The 18,185-nt window shown below is 72.9% G+C and carries 19 protein-coding genes; 9 read left to right on the top strand and 10 right to left on the bottom strand.

Features of this window, described 5'->3' with window-relative positions; genetic code table 11:
* The first annotated feature begins 270 nt into the window (after positions 1-270).
* The gene (locus tag OUQ99_RS11755; protein ID WP_267949472.1) at positions 271-1,179 is read left to right on the top strand and encodes a LysR family transcriptional regulator; all 909 of its coding nucleotides are present in this window, start codon (positions 271-273) and stop codon (positions 1,177-1,179) included.
* Between the two features lie 151 nt (positions 1,180-1,330).
* Here the strand turns inward: OUQ99_RS11755 and OUQ99_RS11750 are convergent, their stop codons facing one another.
* A complete protein-coding gene (locus tag OUQ99_RS11750) occupies positions 1,331-2,152 on the bottom strand; it encodes an SDR family NAD(P)-dependent oxidoreductase (protein ID WP_267949471.1) in 822 nt (273 codons plus the stop codon).
* A 113-nt stretch (positions 2,153-2,265) separates the two neighbouring features.
* Here OUQ99_RS11750 and OUQ99_RS11745 point away from each other — a divergent pair, with 113 nt between their 5' ends.
* Together OUQ99_RS11745 and OUQ99_RS11740 are read left to right on the top strand one after the other, a co-directional pair.
* Positions 2,266-2,874 (top strand): TetR/AcrR family transcriptional regulator, encoded by a 609-nt coding sequence (locus OUQ99_RS11745; RefSeq protein ID WP_267949470.1) that lies wholly within the window; start codon positions 2,266-2,268, stop codon positions 2,872-2,874.
* A 616-nt stretch (positions 2,875-3,490) separates the two neighbouring features.
* Entirely contained in the window at positions 3,491-3,664 is a 174-nt protein-coding gene (locus OUQ99_RS11740) for a hypothetical protein (RefSeq protein ID WP_267949469.1), read from the top strand.
* 46 nt (positions 3,665-3,710) lie between these two features.
* Here OUQ99_RS11740 and OUQ99_RS11735 read toward each other — a convergent pair whose 3' ends face one another.
* Entirely contained in the window at positions 3,711-5,114 is a 1,404-nt protein-coding gene (locus tag OUQ99_RS11735) for a GH1 family beta-glucosidase (RefSeq protein WP_267949468.1), read from the bottom strand.
* A 217-nt stretch (positions 5,115-5,331) separates the two neighbouring features.
* Between OUQ99_RS11735 and OUQ99_RS11730 the strand changes: the two genes are divergently transcribed.
* Positions 5,332-5,505, top strand: a complete 174-nt coding sequence (locus tag OUQ99_RS11730) for a hypothetical protein (RefSeq protein WP_267949467.1) — start codon at positions 5,332-5,334, stop codon at positions 5,503-5,505.
* A gap of 11 nt (positions 5,506-5,516) precedes the next feature.
* Complete coding sequence (locus tag OUQ99_RS11725; protein ID WP_267949466.1) at positions 5,517-6,284, top strand: DUF1266 domain-containing protein; 768 nt, start codon at positions 5,517-5,519, stop codon at positions 6,282-6,284.
* A 34-nt stretch (positions 6,285-6,318) separates the two neighbouring features.
* Here OUQ99_RS11725 and OUQ99_RS11720 read toward each other — a convergent pair whose 3' ends face one another.
* The 6 genes from OUQ99_RS11720 to OUQ99_RS11695 form a co-directional block, all read right to left on the bottom strand.
* Complete coding sequence (locus OUQ99_RS11720; protein WP_431061500.1) at positions 6,319-7,335, bottom strand: methyltransferase; 1,017 nt, start codon at positions 7,333-7,335, stop codon at positions 6,319-6,321.
* Positions 7,336-7,347: 12 nt separating this feature from the next.
* Positions 7,348-8,433 carry a magnesium and cobalt transport protein CorA gene (locus OUQ99_RS11715; RefSeq protein ID WP_267949465.1) on the bottom strand — a complete coding sequence of 362 codons (1,086 nt, stop codon included), beginning with the start codon at positions 8,431-8,433 and terminating at the stop codon, positions 7,348-7,350.
* Positions 8,434-8,530: 97 nt separating this feature from the next.
* Positions 8,531-9,184: an alpha-ketoglutarate-dependent dioxygenase AlkB family protein gene (locus OUQ99_RS11710; protein ID WP_267949464.1), complete on the bottom strand. Its 654-nt coding sequence runs from the start codon at positions 9,182-9,184 to the stop codon at positions 8,531-8,533.
* A 135-nt stretch (positions 9,185-9,319) separates the two neighbouring features.
* On the bottom strand, positions 9,320-11,122 hold the full coding sequence (locus OUQ99_RS11705; RefSeq protein ID WP_267949463.1) for a hypothetical protein: 1,803 nt from the start codon (positions 11,120-11,122) through the stop codon (positions 9,320-9,322).
* Positions 11,123-11,394: 272 nt separating this feature from the next.
* A complete protein-coding gene (locus tag OUQ99_RS11700; RefSeq protein WP_267949462.1) occupies positions 11,395-11,565 on the bottom strand; it encodes a DUF397 domain-containing protein in 171 nt (56 codons plus the stop codon).
* Entirely contained in the window at positions 11,562-12,302 is a 741-nt protein-coding gene (locus OUQ99_RS11695) for a Scr1 family TA system antitoxin-like transcriptional regulator (protein WP_267949461.1), read from the bottom strand. The genes OUQ99_RS11700 and OUQ99_RS11695 overlap by 4 nt, the downstream gene beginning before the upstream one ends.
* A 98-nt stretch (positions 12,303-12,400) precedes the next feature.
* On the opposite strand from OUQ99_RS11695, the gene OUQ99_RS11690 reads away from it, so the two are divergent.
* Positions 12,401-12,682, top strand: coding sequence for a helix-turn-helix domain-containing protein (locus OUQ99_RS11690; RefSeq protein WP_267949460.1), 282 nt, complete (start codon positions 12,401-12,403; stop codon positions 12,680-12,682).
* 60 nt (positions 12,683-12,742) lie between these two features.
* Here the strand turns inward: OUQ99_RS11690 and OUQ99_RS11685 are convergent, their stop codons facing one another.
* On the bottom strand, positions 12,743-13,804 hold the full coding sequence (locus OUQ99_RS11685) for an EamA family transporter (RefSeq protein ID WP_267949459.1): 1,062 nt from the start codon (positions 13,802-13,804) through the stop codon (positions 12,743-12,745).
* A 71-nt stretch (positions 13,805-13,875) separates the two neighbouring features.
* Between OUQ99_RS11685 and OUQ99_RS11680 the strand changes: the two genes are divergently transcribed.
* Positions 13,876-14,796 (top strand): LysR family transcriptional regulator, encoded by a 921-nt coding sequence (locus OUQ99_RS11680; protein ID WP_267949458.1) that lies wholly within the window; start codon positions 13,876-13,878, stop codon positions 14,794-14,796.
* Positions 14,797-14,823: 27 nt separating this feature from the next.
* Here the strand turns inward: OUQ99_RS11680 and OUQ99_RS11675 are convergent, their stop codons facing one another.
* Positions 14,824-15,753: a LysR family transcriptional regulator gene (locus OUQ99_RS11675; protein WP_267949457.1), complete on the bottom strand. Its 930-nt coding sequence runs from the start codon at positions 15,751-15,753 to the stop codon at positions 14,824-14,826.
* A 317-nt stretch (positions 15,754-16,070) separates the two neighbouring features.
* Between OUQ99_RS11675 and OUQ99_RS11670 the strand changes: the two genes are divergently transcribed.
* Both OUQ99_RS11670 and OUQ99_RS11665 read left to right on the top strand, forming a co-directional pair.
* Positions 16,071-16,613: a GNAT family N-acetyltransferase gene (locus tag OUQ99_RS11670; protein ID WP_267949456.1), complete on the top strand. Its 543-nt coding sequence runs from the start codon at positions 16,071-16,073 to the stop codon at positions 16,611-16,613.
* Positions 16,614-16,940: 327 nt separating this feature from the next.
* Entirely contained in the window at positions 16,941-18,149 is a 1,209-nt protein-coding gene (locus OUQ99_RS11665; protein ID WP_267949455.1) for a hypothetical protein, read from the top strand.
* Positions 18,150-18,185 lie beyond the last annotated feature (36 nt).

The raw sequence follows: 18,185 nt of genomic DNA, 5'->3' as shown, positions 1-18,185 counted from the left end.
ATCGTGTCCTCGCACGCGCCGAGGCCCCGGAGGCGCCGGTGGCCCCCAGCGCGCCGGAACGCTCTGGTGAATGATCAGGAGGTCGCTCGTTCGCGGGAGTGTGGAGTCGAGCGCCTTGCGGGGGCGCGGTAGAGCCCCCGGTGTTGTCGGCATCCGACCTGCCTGTGTCATGGGTCACCACTATCCAGGCGGAAGATAGGATCTGTAAAACACATAGATCCAAAGAACGCCTTCGGAAAAACCGATGGCTCCGGCAGGAGGGTCGAACCGGTGGGTGACGTGAGCCTGCGGCAGCTGGAGTACCTGAGGGCCATCGCCAGGCTCGGCTCGGTGACGGCGGCGGCGCGGGAACTGTTCGTGTCGCAGTCGACGGTGTCGACGGCGTTGACCGACCTGGAGTCGGCGCTGGGAGTCACCCTCTTCGTCCGTTCTCCGAAGGGGATGCTCCTCACGGCGTCGGGGCAGCGCGCCCTGGCCGTGGCCGACAACGTGCGGGCCAACCTCGAACAGCTCCGGGAGACGGCCAGCCGGGAGCGGGAGGAGGTCGAGGGGGACCTCACCGTCGGCTGCTACGCGACGATCGCGCCGATCCTCCTGCCGAAGGTGATCGCCGAGTTCTCGCGGCGGCACCCGCAGGTGCGGCTCTCCTTCGTCGAGGCGGCACACGGGACGCTGTTGGACGACCTGCTCAACACCCGGATCGACCTCGCGATCACCTACCACTACGAGCTCGACTCCGTACGCGCCATGAGCGGGGTGACAGCGCAGACGCTCCGGTCGGACCCGCCCTACGCGCTCGTCCCCGCGGACAGGGCATGGGACACGGAGGGCCCGCTGAGCCTTGCCGCCCTGGCCTCGGAACCGCTGATCCTGTTCGACCTGCCGCCCGCGGGCGACTACTTCCTCGGCCTGTTCGCCAAAGCCGGCCTGGTCCCGAACGTGCGCTTCCGTACCGCGAGCTTCGAGATGGTCCGCGCCCTGGTGGCCCGCGGGCTGGGCTGCGCGCTGCTCACCCAGCGCACCGCGCTCGAACGCAGTTACGAGGACCTGCCCTATGTGACCAGGGAGCTCGACATCGAGTCCGGGGGGCTCGGGATCGAGGTCATCGAGCCGACCGACCGCAGACCGGTGCGGCGGGTGCAGGCCTTCGTCGACGTCTGCCGGGAGATCATCGTCTGATCCCCGGCGCGGAACCGGCTCCGCCGCAGCCGATACGTGCCGGGGCTCCGAAGAACCAGGCGGGACACCGGTCTGCCCCCCGCGCACGCGGGGACGGCCCCGACCGCCCGACCGCCGTGTGATGCGCCCCCGGAGGCGACGCGGGACGCGGTCAGCCCGGGGCCGTCCGGCTGAGGTGCTCCCAGGACCGGTACAGTTCCGTTCGCTCCCGGTCCATCTGAAGGACGTGGTCGAAGGACTGGCTGCCGACGATGAGCCTCCGGGGCGGGTCCGGCAGTGCGACCAGCTCCATGACGGTCGGAGCGGCGGTGTCCGGTCCCGGAGCGACGGCGTCGCCCCACATCGCCTCCATCTCGGTGCGCAGGGGTCGGTACCGCGCCAAGGGTTCCGTGGCCGTGGTGCCGGCGGTGAACAGGCCGGTCTCGTAGCCGCCCATCTGCACGACGGTGACCTTGACGCCGAACCCCTCGACCTCCATCGCCAGCGCCTCGCTGACCGAGTCCAGGGCGGCCTTGCCCGCGCCGTAGAGGCCGACGGTGGCCATGCCGCCGCCGCTGCCCATCGAGGTGACCTGCAGGAGCCGTCCCCCGCCCCGGGCACGCAGGTGCGGCAGGACCGCCTGGGCCACCCACACGGCGCCGAAGAAGTTCACGTCCATGTGCGCCCGGATCTGCTCCTCCGTGGCCTCCTCCACCATGCCGTAGAGCATGGCGCCGGCGTTGTTGACGACCACGTCCAGCCCGCCGAACGCGGCCGCCGCCCGCTCCACCCCCTCGAACACGCCTCGGCGGTCGGCGACGTCCAACGCGAGCGGGACCAGGCGCTCGGGGTACTTCCCGGCCAGCTCCTCCAGGGGCCCGACGTCGCGGGCGGCGGCCACCACCCGGTCGCCGCCTGCCAGGGCAGCCTCGGCGAAGGCTCTTCCCAGGCCGCGGGATGCCCCGGTGATGAGCCAGACTCGTGCGTCCGCCATGACACCTCTTTCTCACAAAGGAAACGGTTCGTCTCGTTTCCTGCGAGTGTAGGACACTCCACCCAACCTAGCAATACGGCCCGTCTCGTTTCTTTTGCGGATAGGCTGGACGCATGTCCAACGCGAAGGGGCCGGACCACTCCCGGCGCAAGGAACGGTCCCGGCAGGCGATCCTCTCGGCCGCCCGCTCCCTGGTGGCGGAGCAGGCCTACGACAAGGTCACGGTCGAGGCCATCGCCGCCCGCGCCGGCGTCGGGAAGCAGACGATCTACCGGCGGTGGCCGTCCAGGAGCGCGGTCGTCTTCGCCGCCGTCCTGGCCCTGAGCGAGGGCGCGGACGGACAGTCCGTCGCACTGCCGGACACGGGCGACCTGGAGTCCGACCTCAAGCTCGTCATGCGGGCCACGGCGGAGGAGTTCGCCGACCCGTCCTTCGACAGGCTGCTCCGCGCCCTCAACACCGAGATCGCCAACGACGCCGAGCTGGCGGCCGAGTACCGCGAGAAACTGGCCCGCCCGCTGGACGAGGCGAAGAAGGCGCGTCTGCGCAGCGCCCAGGAGGCCGGCCAGCTCGATCCCGACGCCGACCTCGACCTGGTCCTGGAGGTGCTCTACGCCCCCCTCTTCCAGCGGTGGCTGCACCGCGGCGGCCCACTGACCCCCGCGTACGCCGACGCGCTCGTCGACGCGACCCTCAGGGCTTTCGGCCCGGCCCGCCCCTGACCCCCGGGCGTCCGCCGTCGAGCGTTCCGGCGCGGAGCCACAGGCGGTGACGCCGGGTCCGGAACGCCTGTGGCGCAGGACTTTCCGGGCATTGGTGACCGGTTTCGGCGTTCGCCGGGCGGGTCGGCGGAAGCGTCCCTAGGCTCGCCCGGAACGACCCCGAGGAGCCATGATGCCCACCCCGGCGGCGCGCCGCCTCCCCCGAGCCCGTGCGGCGACCCGGTCCCGGCCTCCTCCCCCGCCCCGTCCGGGCGGCGACCCACCGGTACGCGCGGGGGGACGGGACGACCGCCCCCACCGACCGGTGCCGCCGCACGCCGGAACAGGGATCCGGCCACCCCCCCGGGGCATGGCCGGTTCCGGCCAGTGCGCCGTGCCTCCGATGCCGCCCCCACCCCGCCGCGCCGGTGGTATCACTGGGATTGCTCCCCGCGCACACCGGAACGGACCCCGGAGCGTGACAGGGCTGGGTACCCGGCCCGGGAAACAGTGGACCGCCCTGCCCCAGTGGCGCCGTTCCCGCTCGGTTGTACCCGGCCCCGGCCGTAGTGAGGGTTGACGCATGTCCATATGGTCCCGCGGTGACCGTACAGGAAGGGTCGAAGAGGCCCTGTTGATGTTGGAGGGACAGGGGATCATCGACGGGTTGGAGATCCTGCCCGCCGAGCCCAAGCCCTACCGGGTGCGCGTTCCGGCCGGCATCGTCCACATGGACGAGGACGAGGCGTCGATGTTCGCCCTGGGCGCCGTCGTGGGGGCGTTCGGCGGCGTCGCGCGCCAGCACGCCTGAGCACCGCCGCGCCCCGCCGTCCGCGGGGCGCGGCGGAAGCCGCCCCTTACGAGCCCTGTCGGACGGCCTCGCCGGCCCTGCGGGCCCGGTGGGAGGTCAGGAAGTCGCGGTACCAGTGGTAGCTGTCCTTGGGGTGGCGCTCCAGGCGTTCGTAGTCGACCCGGACCAGGCCGAAGCGCCGGTCGTAGCCGTAGGCCCACTCGAAGTTGTCCAGCAGCGACCACACGAAGTAGCCGCGCACGTCGACCCCGGCCTCGATGGCCCGCGCCAGGGCCGCCAGGTGGTCCCGCAGGTAGTCGACGCGACCGGTGTCGCGGACGCGCCCGGTCTCGTCGGGCCGGTCGTCCTCGGCCGAGCCGTTCTCGGTGATGAGGATGGGCGGCAGGTTCGGGTAGCGGCGGTCGAGGTCGATGAGCAGGTCGGCGAAGGTGTCGGGGAGCACCGGCCAGCCCATGGTGGTGTGCCGTACCCCCTCGAAGTCCACCTGCTCGGTCCGGATGTCCACGGCCGTGCGGGCGGAGATGTCGGCCTCGGCGTGCGGGGCGTCGCGGAGCATGATCGGCCGGTAGTAGTTCACGCCGAGGAAGTCCAGGGGCTGGGCGATGATCTCCAGGTCCCCGTCGGCGCGGTACGAGCCGTCGGCCATGTCTCCCCAGACCTCGTCCTCGTTGTCGGGGTAGGCGCCCTTGAAGATGGGGTCGAACCACACGCGGTTGTGGAGCGTGCGTGCGCGTTCCACGGCGGCGCGGTCGGCGTCGGAGTCCGACGCGGGCAGCAGGTGGTCGGGGTTGAGGGTGATGCCGACCTCGCCCGCCGCGGCGGCGCGCAGTTCTCCGGCGGCCATGCCGTGGGCGAGGAGGAGGTGGTGGGCCGCGGCGAGCGCGGGGGCCCCCTCGCGGGTGCCGGGGGCGTGCCGGCCGATTGCGTGGCCGACGAAGGCCGAGCAGAACGGCTCGTTGAGGGTGATCCAGCGGTTGACGCGGTCGCCGAGGCGGTCGGCGACGATGCGGGAGTACTCGGCGAAGCGGTGGGCGGTGTCGCGCACCCGCCAGCCGCCCTCGTCCTCCAGGGCCTGGGGCAGGTCCCAGTGGTAGAGGGTGAGGACGGGTTCGATCCCGGCGCCGAGGACGGTGTCGACGAGCCGGTCGTAGAAGGCGAGGCCCTCGGGGTTGGGGCGGCCCCTGCCCGTGGGCTGGACGCGCGGCCAGGCGACGGAGAAGCGGTAGAGGTCCACTCCGAGGTCGGCCAGCAGGGCGACGTCCTCGCCGTAGCGGTGGTAGTGGTCGCAGGCGATGTCGCCCGTCTCGCCGCGCGCGACGCGTCCGGGGGTCCGGCAGTAGGTGTCCCAGATGGACGGTCCGCGCCCGCCCTCGTGGACTCCCCCTTCGACCTGGTAGGCGGCGGTGGCGGTACCGAACTGGAGGTGTGCGGGCAGTGTCGGGGCATCCATGGGGAGTCCTTTCTGGGAGCGCTCCCATCGTAGGTGATGTGACCCCTGGCACCAAGACCTTCTCCGTCACACCGCGAACACCGGGAGTGCACGGAAACCACTCCTTCCACTCCTCTTCCTCTCGATCGGAGAAATCCGGAACCCGCGGCCCGACGGAGGCGTCACACCTCGCGGCGCGCCCCACCGTCTCCGGGCGCGCGACGGAAGGAACCGGGGCATGGGCAGCAGCTGGACCGACCACGCGCACAACCGCAGGACCCGGGAGCCGGAGGAGACACCGGACTCCGCCCGCTCCCGGACGGCGGCCCCCCGGTGCTCCGCCGCCCCGGAGCGGAGCACCGCCGGGGCCCGACGCGAGGCGGAGGGGATCCGCCGCCTCCCGAACCCCTGAGGAGGGGCGCCATGGGACTGTTCTCCAAGCGGGCCAGGCTCCGGAGCGACCCCGCGGGGTTCTTCCAGGGGCCGCTGGCGCACGCCTTCGCCTCCGGGGCGCACATGCCGACGGCGGGGGGCGGGGTGTGGAACGCCGTCCACTCGTCGTGCTCCTGCTGCGACGCCGAGGACGAGCGGGCCAAGCTCCGGGACTCCTGGGGCATCACCGACACCGCCGGGTGGGACGGCGCGCTGCGCCGCCTGACCGACGACCACCGCCCCGCCTCGGACGTGACGGTCCTGCTGGACCTGCGCAACCGGGCGATGGCCCGCGCGCCCGGGCACCCCTTCGACGCGGGCGTGTGGCCGGACCTGATCGCCCACTGGTGCCGGGCCCGCGGCGCCGCCCACCGGGTCTACGAGGAGATGGTCCTGGAGGCCGCCCGGATCTGGGAGTACGAGGAGCGCATGGTCGAGGACGGGGTCCTCCCCCGGGGCGTGCCGGTGCGGACCGTGCGCGCCTACGACTTCGGCCGGGCGGTCAACCTCGCCCGGTGGGGCGTCAACGCCGGGTACGCCGACGAGCGGGCCGCGCACGGGCACATCCTGCGGGCGGGTGCGCAGTCGATGCGCCACCACGGCTCGTGGCAGGAGATGTCGGCGGGCTTCGTGCTAGGGCGGGCGATGGCCTTCGACGAGGGCTCGTTCGGCCCCTACTACACGGACTCGGTGGCGGCGCACAAGGTCCTGGCCGGTGATCCGGCGAGCCCGTGGCTCAACCTCCCCTGGCGGATGTGACGGGACGGGCGAGGGCGGAGGGCCCGCCCCATGGTCATGGCTGCGGGACGGGGCCGGCGACGAGGAGCCGCATCTCCAGCGGCAGGTCGAGGATCTCGCGCGTGGTGAGCCCGGCGGAGCGCAGCAGTTCCTCGTAGCCGCGCTCGGTCCGCTCGGCCCCCGGGGTCATCACCATCATGTGCACGTCCAGGACCAGCGACAGCCAGGGACGGCCCTCGTCGGGCAGGATGCGTTCGGCGACGAGCACTCTGCCGCCGGGGGCCATGGACCGGCGGCAGTGGCGGAGCAGACCGCGCGCGTCCTCGTCGGACCAGTTGTGCAGCACCCGGCTGAGCAGGTAGACGTCGGCGCCCTCGGGGACCCCTTCCCGGAAGTCGGCCTCGACCAGGTCGCACCGTCCGGCGTCCGCGAACGCCCCGAGGCGCTCGCGGGCCGCGGCGAGCGCGGCCGGGCGCTCCACCAGGACGCCGTGCGCGCCGGGGGCGGCGGCCAGGACCGCGGCGAGGAGCTCGCCGGCCCCTCCCCCGAGGTCGACGACCGTGCGCACCCCGCCGAAGTCGTACACGTCGGGGATGTGCGTGGAGAACCGGCCGCCCGCGGCCATGCCCGCGGTGTAGAGCTCCGCGTCCCGGGGGTGCCGTTCCAGGTACGAGAAGACGTCGGTGCCGTGGGCCTCGCCGAAGGCGGTCCGCCCCGTGCGGACGGCGTCGGCCAGGTGCTCCCACGAGTCGCCGAACATGTCGCTGTCGTAGAGCAGGGCGAGTTCGGCCATCCCGGAGGGGTGGCCCCGGCGCAGGTGGGAGCCGACCCGGGTGGGCTCGTGGCGGCCGTCGCGCTCGCGGACCACGCCCACGGCCGCCAGCAGCCGCAGCAGGCGGTCCAGCCGGTCCGGGTGCAGGCCGAGCCCCTCGGCCAGGGAGCCGGTGTCGGCCGGGCCCTCGCCGAGGCGGTCCAGGACCCCCAGCTCGACGGCGGTGGCGACCGCCCTGGACACCCACGCCCCCGTCATCAGCCGGATCACCTCGCGTTCGGCGGATTCCCCGTCGCGCACCGTGTTCCCTCCTCACAGCCAGCCGTTGCGTCGGAACACAACGTAGAGGCTGAGGCTGGAGAGCGCCATCAGAAGGAGGGACAGAGGCCAGCTGAACATCCACTCGAACCCGGGCCGGGGCGGGATGTTCATGCCGTACGCGGAGGCGATGAGGGTGGGCACGACCAGGATGCCGCCCCAGGACGAGACCTTCTTCATGGCCTCGTTCTGGGCCTGGTCGATGAGGGCGCTGTTGACGGACATGATGTTCTGGAGGATCTGGCGGAACCCCTCGGCGTGCTCGCGCACGGCGCTGACGTGGTCGGCGACGTCGCGGAGGAGGTTGTGCAGCGTGCCCCGGGCCTCGGCGGAGGCGTGGGGCGGTCCCGGGTCGGCCTCCTCGGGGCGCTCCATGAGCGCCATGAGGTCGGTCATGACGACGTCGAGCGGGTCGACCGCGCGGTGCAGGACGATGACCTGGCGGGCGAGCCGGTAGGTGCGGCGCGAGGCCTCCGGGTCGCCGTCGAGGACCTGGGTCTCGACCTCGTCGATGTCGTCCTGGATGTCGAAGACGACGGGCGCGTAGGCGTCCACGACCCTGTCGAGCACCGCGAGCACGACGGCCAGGGAACCGTGGGCGAGGACCCGCGGCTCGGCCTCCAGGCGGCCCCGGACGGCCTCGACGTCCACCTGCCCCCGGTGCCGGATGGTGATGACGAAGCCGCGGCCCCCGAAGAGGTGGAGCTCGCCGACCCGGACGGCCTCCCGGTCCCGGTCGTAGTGCGCCGGTCGCAGCACGACGAACAGGACGTCGCCGTAGGTCTCCACCTTGGGCCGCTGGTGGGCGACGATGGCGTCCTCCAGGGCGAGCCTGGGAAGGGAGAAGTGCCGGGCGGTGTCGGTGAGCTGCTCCTGGTCGGGCTCGTCCATGCTGATCCAGGCCATGAGCCCGCTGTCGCGGGCGAGGGCCCGGCGGGCCTCCTCGACGGAGTCGGCCTCGCGCTCCCGGCGCCCGTCGCGGTAGAGGACGGCGCGGACGGTCCCCGGCGAGTCCCGGGCCGGCAGTCGGGCGGCCTCGTGGCCCAGGGCCATCACGCGTTCGGGCGAGGAGTCGTGCATGGGCTTCCCTCCCGGGCGGTGGGTACTGTGCCCGATCCTGGCGGGGCGCGGGGGCCGGGGCGCGCCGACACGCCACGCCCGGGCGAACCGGGAGCGGTCAGCCCTCCAGGCCGGAGGCGCGGACGGTGATGTTGAGCCGTCCGGCCAGCCCGAGGGAGGGCGGGGCGGTTCCCGGCCGGGTGCGCGGAACGCCGTGGTAGGCCATGCGGGAGGGGCCGCCGAAGACGAAGAGGTCGCCGCTGCGCAGTTCGACGTCGGTGTAGGGGCGGGTGCGGGTCTCGGTGTTGCCGAAGCGGAAGACGCAGGTGTCGCCGAGGCTGAGGGAGACGACGGGTTCGCGGGAGAGCTCGTCCCTGTCCTGGTGCATGCCCATGCGGGCGTCGGCGTCGTAGAAGTTGACCAGCGCCACGTCGTAGGGGTCGGCGCCGGGCCCGGGCGGGGCGCCGTAGGCGGCCCCGACCGCGCGGGCGGCCAGGTCGGCGAGGACCGCCGGGAAGGGCCGGACGGGGGTGCCGTCGGGGAGGGTGCGGGAGTAGGAGTAGGGCTGCCAGTGCCAGCCGAGCCCGACCATCTGAACGCTCATCACCCCTCCGCGGGGCATCGGGTGCCGGCGCATCCCGGCGGGGCCTCGGGCCCAGTCGCGGCAGCGGCGGACCAGGTCGGCCTGGGCGTCCCCGTCCAGCCATCCGGGCAGGTGCACGGCGCCGGGGGCCACCTCCACCGGCGGGGAGCCGAACAACGCGTCGCTCATACCCCCATCGTCCCCGCGCGGGGCCCCGGCGCCAACCGCGGCTCCCGGGAAGCCCAGGAAGCTCCCCGGGCCCGGACGGCGGGCGCACGAGGGGAGCGCCCCGCCCCCGCGGCGGGGGCCGCGGGGGCGGGAGGGTCAGCGGCGCAGGAGTTCGCGGATGTTGACCACGAGCAGGAGCACCACGATGACCGCGATGGGGACGGCGATCGCGATCCGCCAGTCGGCGATGAACGCGGCCACGATCCCGACGGCGATCCCGATCACGAAGGCCGCGATCGCCAGACCGGTGAGGTACTGGACGAACTTGCGGCGGGCGACCGAGTCGACGGCGGCGAAGGCCACCACGACCCCGAGCATCGCGTAGAGCGTGAACTGCCCGTCCAGCAGGAACATGGGCAGGGCCAGGGACACCAGCAGGAGCGGGGTGCTCAGGGCCACCCACAGGTGCAGGAAGCGGGCGGTGCGCTGCTGGCCGGAGGAGTACGGCAGGTGCGGGGCCTTGAGGTGCCCGGTCGGCGTGGGCACCAGGGGCGTCTCGGAGGCCAGGGCCCGGAGGTGGGTGTCCCGTTCGTCCGCGGTCAGCACGCGCTTCTCGTAGACCTGGGCCAGCTCCTCCTCCAGGGCCTCGATCTGCTCGGTGTACTCGCGGGCGCGCGGCCGGGAGTGCGCCTCCCGGGACAGGGCCATGCGGGCGGAGTCGAGCTGGCGCAGCTCGTGGCGGCGGCGCAGGACGTCGGCGTCCATCTCGCGCAGGCGCTCGTCCAGGACGCCCACGTGGGAGCGGAGCTCGGCGCGGGCGGCGGCCTCGGTAGGCGCCACCTTCTGGAGGCCGACCCAGGCCAGCGGGTCCGCCCACGAGCGGCGGATGGTGCCGTCGCGCTCGTAGCGGGGGCCGCTGGGCGCGCGCTCCCCGTCGAAGAAGTCGCGGGTGTCGCGCCCCCACAGACCGCGGAAGCCCTTCAGCCAGGGGGTGTCGTCGTCGATCAGGACGGCGTACCACTCGCGGTCGCCGCCGGGGCCGAGGCGTTCGCCGTCGCCGCGCGCGTAGTCGACGAAGGGGACGCCGATGCCGTGGCGGTTGATCGCGCTGTCCGCGCGGAAGACGCGGTGCGCGATCCACTGCCAGACGCGGATGATGCCGCGCAGGAAGGAGGGGTCCACCTGGATGAGGTAGTCGCCGGGGAGCATCTGGTGGGAATGCGATCCCGCGCCGACGTAGACCATCGGGTGGTCGCCGTCCCGGTGCAGGTCCGGGTCGTTCCAGCTGCGCCTCAGGTCGTCGCCGTGGTACTCGTGCGAGGAGGCGCCGACCCAGACGGGGCGCGTGGTGCCGTCGGGGTTCTCGACGGCGTAGACGGTGACGCGCTCCCAGTCGGCCTCGTGGTCGTTGACCCCGCCGTAGATGGTCCGCCAGTCGTTCATCGCGTAGAAGAACCAGTACTGGAGGATGATGTAGCCGCCCTCGCGGGACACCCGGCCGTAGTAGGTGGCGCCGCCGTTGTCGACGCGCTCCCGGTACCGGGTCACCGCCGCGAAGGTGACGCCGCCGGGGACGGCGCCCCGGATGAGCAGGGAGAGCTTCATGAGGATGTCGAGGACCCGGCCCAGGACGCCGACGGCGGCGAGGCGGCCGCTCTTGGGGATGACCGAGCGGGCGACCCCCTTGTAGCGCCGGGCCTCCTCGCGCAGGGTCTCCTCCTGGACGAAGCGGAGGTGCTTGTGGCGCTCGGGCCACTCCTCCTCGGCCTGGGACAGACGGTCGAGGGTCAGCTCCCCCGCGGGGACCAGGACGCGTTCGCGTCCGCCGGGCTCCTCGATCCACAGGCTGCAGTTGCGTACGTAGGCGTCCACGTCGGTGGGGAAGAAGAGTTCCCCCTTCGTGCACATGAGCACGGGTTCGTGGGCGCGCAGGAGTTCGAGATCAGATTTCGCGGCCATGATCGCACCAAGCTAGTGCATTCGGACTGTCCGATACGCGAGGGGAAATCCCAGCTCAGAGCCCGTTCCCGTACGCAACGTGACGGTCTTCGCTGCTCAGATGGGCTGTGGCGGCGCGATGACAGCCGGTTTCCGGCCGAATCGGGCAGCTCTCACACCTCAGAAGTGGTGCGTATCACAGTTTGTCCGGTGCGCGGAAACCCCTGGAAGCGGACCCCGCCGATACCCCCGCCCGGTCGGACGACCGGGCGGGCACGGTCTCGGGGCGGCGACTACCGGGCCTCGGCCGCCAGTAGCGCGCGCCACTCGCCGGAGGGGAAGGAGAGGGTTCCCGCATCGCGGTTCTGCGTGTCGCGGACGTCCGCCCCGATCCCGGAGAGACGAGCCTCCACACAGGCCCCACTGTTCGCGGAGTAGGAGGATTTGAACCAGTCAGCAGTCACAGCAGTTCCCCCAGCAGTTCACGGGTGGTCTTGTGGGGCAACGCTAGCGCGTACGCGTCTCGGAGCAACTCGGTCACCCTGGGAAGAACTGCGTCTCCATAGACCTGATTCCCCTCCAAGTGGTCACTCGTCACGACATGTCGACCGTCCCGGAGCTGGAACACCATGATCGGGCCAGGGATACCCAGAAGAAGACTCTTCTCCGGGACCAGGTGAAGTGACACCCATTCCGGGAGTGACAGCAGGTGCTTGACTTGATCAGCACGAACCGCGTCCGGAACACCCGTCAATGCCGTCACGGGAAAAACCGCCCAAATATCTGAGGACAGGTGCCCTAAGCGCTCGGACCGCAACTGCGCGAGACGTTCGACGTCCCGGACTTTTCTACCAGCGCGGTACACCAGACGCGCATATGCCTGGCACCACAACAAGCCCGGAACCGTGACCGGTGAGATGAGATCAATCCGAAGCGCCTCCCTCTCCAAGGTGTCGACATCCCTCAGGAACGGAGGAAGGTCATCCCTGACCTCCTTCTTCCACGCCGCGAGGACGGCGCCGTTCGCCTCCAGAGCTTGATCCAGGGCGTCCACCGCCCCCCGCGTCGGATTCGTCTTTCCGGAGAGATACCGGGACAAGGACGCCTGAGAGACACGCGAGTGCGAGGACAGCGCGGCCTGCGTCATCCCGCTGATCTGGAGGTGGCGGCGGAGCACATCGGGGAAGTGAGGAGGCTTCACAGGAATCATTGTGGAACGCCTTCCAGCCGCGTGTCCGGCGTATCCCGAAACTCGTCGATCAGTGGAGCAACTTGACCGGCAGAGGCCACTTTGGAGGCATGGAACCAGCACGCAAGTCGACCAAGGAAGCCACGGCGTTCGCTACCCCGCAGCCGGCGGTGAACCACCGGTACGACCTGGAGGAGATCCTCGCCACCGGGCCCGACTTCTACCTGTTCACCGGGGAGGCCGCCCTGGCCCTGGGGGTCGGGGTCTCCACGGTCAGGCGCTGGTCGGACCGCGGACACCTCGTCTGCGCGAGGAACCCGCGCGGTGTGCGGTTCTTCCGCGCCGGAGACGTCTTCGCACTCCGAGAGGAGCGGACCGGCGGCCATCGGTGAGCACGGCAGGCCCAGGGGCCGCCGCCCGGACGGGCGGTGGCCCTCCGGCGTTCCCGGGGTTCAGGCGGCCCGGTCGGACTCTCGGGACCCGGGTGCCTCCGCCTGCTCCGCCTCCGGGGTCCCGCGACCGGCCGGGAGCACGGGCACGTCCCGGCCCTCGGCGGGAGGCCCCGCCGACGATCCGGGGACGCCCTCCCCCGCCCGGCTCCGGCGCACGGCCTCCGGGCCGGGCGCCGCGGGCCGGTCGCTCCGGTCACCCCGGGCCGCCCCCACCCCGGCGACCACCACCAGCGCCATGCCCACGACCTGCACGGCCACGGGCGCCTGGCCGATGACGACCAGGCCCATCACCAGGCTGACCGCGGGCTCCAGGCTGGAGAAGGTGCTGTAGGCGGTCCGGCCCATCCGCTGGAGCGCGACCATCTCCAGCAGGAACGGCACCATCGGGAAGAGCAGCGCGATCACCAGCGTGAACAGGATCAGGTCCACGTCCGGGGCGGCGAAGACGGCAGGCGCCCCGAAGGGTGCGCTGACCAGCGATCCCACCGTCATGGCCAGCGCCAGGCCGTGGACGGCCCCGAAGCCGGCGCCCACCCTCTGGGTCAGCACGATGTAGGCGACCACGCAGACCGCCCCCGCCAGGGCGAAGCCGACCCCGGCCAGGTCGAGGTCCCCCCGCCAGGGCCGGGTGAGGCAGAGCACGCCGAGCACGGCCGCGGCGATCCACACGAGTTCGCGCCGGCGGCGCATGGCGGCCACGGCCACGACGAGGGTGCCCAGGAACTCGATCGAGGTGGCGGCGCCGAGCTCGATCCGCGCCGTCGCCTCGGAGTAGAACAGCATCATCCCCGCGCTCGCCGTGCCCAGGATCACCACGGCCCCCAGTTCGCGCGGCGTCGCCGCGCGCACGGCGCGCCACAGGGAGCGACCGCCGAGAGCCAGCAGCAGGACCGCCGCCCACGTCAGCCTGAGCCAGGTGACGGTGGCGGGACTGGCGTGCGCGAACGCGGTGACGGCCAGGGCGCTGCCGGTGTGCAGGGTGAACATGCCGATGAGCAGCATGACCGGCGCCGGGACCTGGAAGCGGGCACGGCGCAGCGAGGACACGAATGAGGGGATCACCCGACCATTGGATCCGAGAGGTTCGTTTCTGTCCACGGACCGATGGTTGATGGACCGTGTAGTTTCGGTGGATGGATTTCACCCGGTTGGGTCTGCTCGTGGAACTGGAGCGCCTGGGCACGATGGCCGCAGTGTCCGAGGTCACAGGCATGAGCACGTCGGCGGTCTCCAAACACTTCGCCGTCCTGGAGAAGGAGGCCGGCGTCCCCCTCCTGGCGCCCGACGGCCGCCGCGTGCGCCTCACGCCGGCGGGGCGGCGGCTCGCGGAGCACGCGGTGGACATCCTGGCGCGGGTGGAGGCGGCCCGGGCCGAGTTCGAGGGCGAGGGCGAACCCGTCGGCCGCGTCGACCTGGTGATGTACACGAGCGCCGCGCCCGTGGTGCTTCCCGCCCTGCGGCGCCTGCGGCAGGACCACCCGGGCATCGAGGTCCAGCTGACCGAGCACGAGTCGGAGCAGGCGCTCACCCTCCTCCAGACCGGGGGCGCGGACCTGGGGGTCGTGTACCAGTACAGCCTTCTCCCCCGGGATTTCCCGGGAACCCTGACGGTGCGCCCGATCGGCGGCGAGGAGCTGCTCCTGTCCCAGCCGTCCGAGGGCGCGGACAGCCGGACCCTGACCCGGCGGCGGCTGCGGGAACTGTCCGGGGCGTCATGGATCGCCAGCCCCTACCGGGGGGACGAGGAGGCGCTGGTGCAGCGGATGTGCGCCGACGCCGGCTTCACGCCGCGCATCGCGCACCGCGTCGACACACTGGATCTGTTCGAGGAGCTGGTCGCGGCAGGGCTGGGCATCGGCGTGGTCCCGCGCCTGGCTGCGGTGACCCGCCGCGGCGTGGCGCACGCGCCCCTGGGAGAGCTGGGCGGGGTCAGGGAGGTCTTCCTGGCCGGCCGCACCGGCGGGTGGGCGTGGCGGCCGATCCAGCTGGTGGCGCGGTACCTGCACGAGGCGGCCGGGGAGGTCCTGGACGACGTCCCGCCGCTGCCCGCCTGAGCCCGGGCGCTGCCCCGGGCGCCCCGGTCAGCCCGCGATGGCGAAGGGTCCCACGGACGGCACCGGGACCTTGCTGGCGGCCTCCCGGACGGCGGTGAGCAGGGGCTCGGGGGACGAGCCGGCCCGGGACAGGGCGACGATGTGCCGGCGCGCCGTCTCGCGCACGCCCCGCACGACGATCTGCGGCGCGTGCAGCCCCGTCCAGGCCAGCCGCGGCATCAGGGCGATGCCCAGGCCGGCCTGCACCAGGGAGAAGACGGCGCTGAAGTCGTCGACGGTGTGCACCACGCGCGGCTGGAAGCCCGCCTGGTTGGCCGCGCCGGACACGCACTCGTGCCAGGCCGTGCCGGGCGCGGACATGATCCAGTCCTGGTCGGACAGGTCCTCGGCCAGGTGGAGGCTGGTGCGGGCGGCCAGCGGATGCTGGTACGGCAGGATCGCGTCGAGCAGTTCCACCATGACGGGGTCGACCCGGAAGTCGGGGTCGCCCGAGGCGGGCAGGTGCCGGGTGGACATGGTCAGGGCCACGTCCAGTCGCCCGGAGCGCACCATCTCGGCGCTCTCCTCGGGCTCGGCCTGGACGACCTCGAAGGACCACTCCGGGTGGCTGGTGCGCAGGCGCGCGAGGGCCGGGGCCACGAGGTCGCTGATCCCCGTGGAGAAGGAGCCGACGCGGATGACGCCGCGGTCGCCCTGCGCGTACTCGGCGAGGTCGGCGGTGGCCCGCTCCATCTCCGCGAAGATGACGTGCGCGCGCCGGAGCAGCACCCGCGCGGCGCCGGTGAGCAGGAAGCGGCGGCCCTGGCGTTCGACGAGGGGGACCCCGGCCTCCTTGGCCAGGACGGCGAGCTGCTGGGAGACCGCCGACGGGGTGACGTTGAGCGCCTCCGCCGTCGCCGCCACCGTGCGGTGGTGTTCGAGTGCCTGGAGGAGCTGCAACCGCCGAACGTCGATCATGCGCTCCAACTTATGACAGTACGAACAGGTTTCCGTGTGGTTTCCGTCCTGTTGCCCCAGCTCGGAAGGTGATTCCGTGCACACTGCCGAAGCGTGGCCCAACACCGGGCGAACCCTGGATTTACCAAGGAAAGAATCGAACTAATTCTTCTACTGCGATCTCGTGCATCTCTTTTTTTCGTGTCACGCCCGTTCGGGTCGACACCGACACGTACAGTCGGAACACAGCTCAACCACGGGTCCCCGCTCTGGGGACCCCGGGGGATCAGCACCCAATGCTGGTGGGAACGGGTGAGAAGAACATGCAAACTTCGCTGATGACCAAACCTCGTACGACCGACGTCGGTCTCCTCAGCTTCCGCTACCTGGGCGCGCACGAGGTGGAGGAGCTCGCGGACCTGTGGGGCGCCCTCCACCAGCAGCACACCCTGAGCGCCTCGCACCTGTCGGACATCATCAGCGCCACGAGCCTGGACGAGTCCTGGCGCCGCCGCCGCGCCCAGTACCTGGCCTGGCTGTCGGACCCCGACACCATGGCGATCCTCGCCGAGAGCGGCGAGGACCTGGCGGGGTACGCGATGGTCACCATCCGCGAGAGCGCGCAGGGCAGCTGGGACCGCGGGACGCGGGTCGCGGTCGTGCAGACGTTCGCGATCGACCCGGAGTACGACTCCAGCGGGGTCGGGTCGAAGCTGCTGGAGGAGGTGCGCCGCCAGCTCGCCTCCATGGGCATCCGCGACATCGAGTTCTCCGCGCTGGCCACCGCGTCCGAGGACATCAGCTTCCTGGAGCGGGAGGGCTTCCGCCCCTTCGTGACGACCATGGTCTGCCGCGTGGACGGCTTCGGCGCCCACGACTGAGCCCCCTCTCCCCCGACGCCCACCGCGGACGCGTCCGGGCCCGCCCCCGAGGCGCGGGCCCGGACGGCGCCCCGGCAGGCGCCCCCGCCGCGCCCCGCACCGATCCTGTCCGGTGCGGGGCGCGGCGCCTTTCACCCCGGGCAGCGCGGTCCCGTCCGGCTCCTCGGGACCGATGACGCCGACGCGCCGCCCCACGCCCCCGCGGGAAGCTTGCCCGGCAGGGGCGGGGCCGCGGGCACGGGGCCGCCCCGCGGGCCCGAACCCCTCACGTCGCGGGAGGGCGACACACCCCGGCGGCGGGCGGCGGCGAACCGCTACGCTCACCCCGTGGCCACCTCCGACTCCAACACCTGCAACTTCCCCGGCTGCGACCGGCCGGTGCCCCGCGCGTCCTCCCCCGGACGTCCTTCCCAGTACTGCGGACTGCCGGAGCACACCCGGTGGCGCGCCTGGAAGGAACGCCAGCGCCAGGCCCAGGAGGCCGAGCGCCAGGAGGAGGCGGCGCGGGCCGCCCAGGAGCCGGCGCCCGGAGCCTCCCCGGCGCCGGGCGCAGAGCCCGTCACCGCCGCGCGCCTGCGCGCGGACGACCTCCTCACCCGGTTCGCCGTGCAGAGCGAGCAGCTCACCGCCACCCTTCGGGCCGCGACCGAGGCCTTCTCCACCATGACCGATCCGGCCGCCGCCGAGGCCCAGGTGGAGGCGGCCCGCCTCGCGGGCGCGCGGCACGCCGCGGAGGCCGACGGGGCCCGGCTGGAGGCGGAGAACCGCCGGCGTGAGGCCGAGACCGCGCGCCGGGTCGCGGAGGACGCGGCCGCCGCCGCCGTGGCCGCCGCCCAGGAGGCCGAGCGGATGGCCGACGAGGCCCTGTCCGCCCGGGACGCCGCCCTGGAGGAGCGCGACCGGCACGAGGCCGCGGCACGCGCCGCCGCCGTCGAGCGCGACGCCGCCACCGCGGAGGCCAACGCCGGGCTGGCCTCGGCCGAGCGCCGGATCGCCGGGATCACCGCCCGGGCGGCGGAGGAGCTCGACCGCGAGCGCGCCGACGCCGCGCGGCGGGTGCAGCACGCCAGGGCCGAGGCGGAGGGGCTGCGCGCCGAGACCGCGGAGCACGCGCGCCGCCGGGACGAGGCGGTCCTGGCGGCGGAGAGCGCCCTGGCCCGCGCGGAGCGCGCCGAGGCGCAGGCGCACCGGTCGGCCGAGGAGCTGTCCGCCGAGCGGGAGCGGTTCGGCGCCGAGCTGGCCCGCGCCCAGGAGCGGCTGGAGTCCGACCGCGCGGCCGCGGCGGCCGAGCGCGAGCGCCTGGCGGCCGAACTCGACCGGCTCACGGCCGACCGCGAGCGCCTGGCCGCGGAACTCGACTCCCAGCGCCGCAACGCCGAACTGACCCTCGCGGAGTCCAGGGAGGCCGCCGCTGCCCGCCTCTCCCTGGCGGAGGAGGCCCGCGACAGGGCGGTGGAGCGGGCCGAGCGGGCGGAGGCGGAGCGCGACGAGGCTGTCGCCTCGGCCGCCACTGCGGTACAACAGTCGTCCAAGTAGTCACCTAAGTACCGGTTCATCCCGGTCTAGGATGGA

The sequence above is a fragment of the Streptomonospora nanhaiensis genome (assembly GCF_026642255.1).
Taxonomy (GTDB): domain Bacteria; phylum Actinomycetota; class Actinomycetes; order Streptosporangiales; family Streptosporangiaceae; genus Nocardiopsis; species Nocardiopsis tropica.
This window is presented reverse-complemented; position numbering and strand designations above follow the sequence as displayed.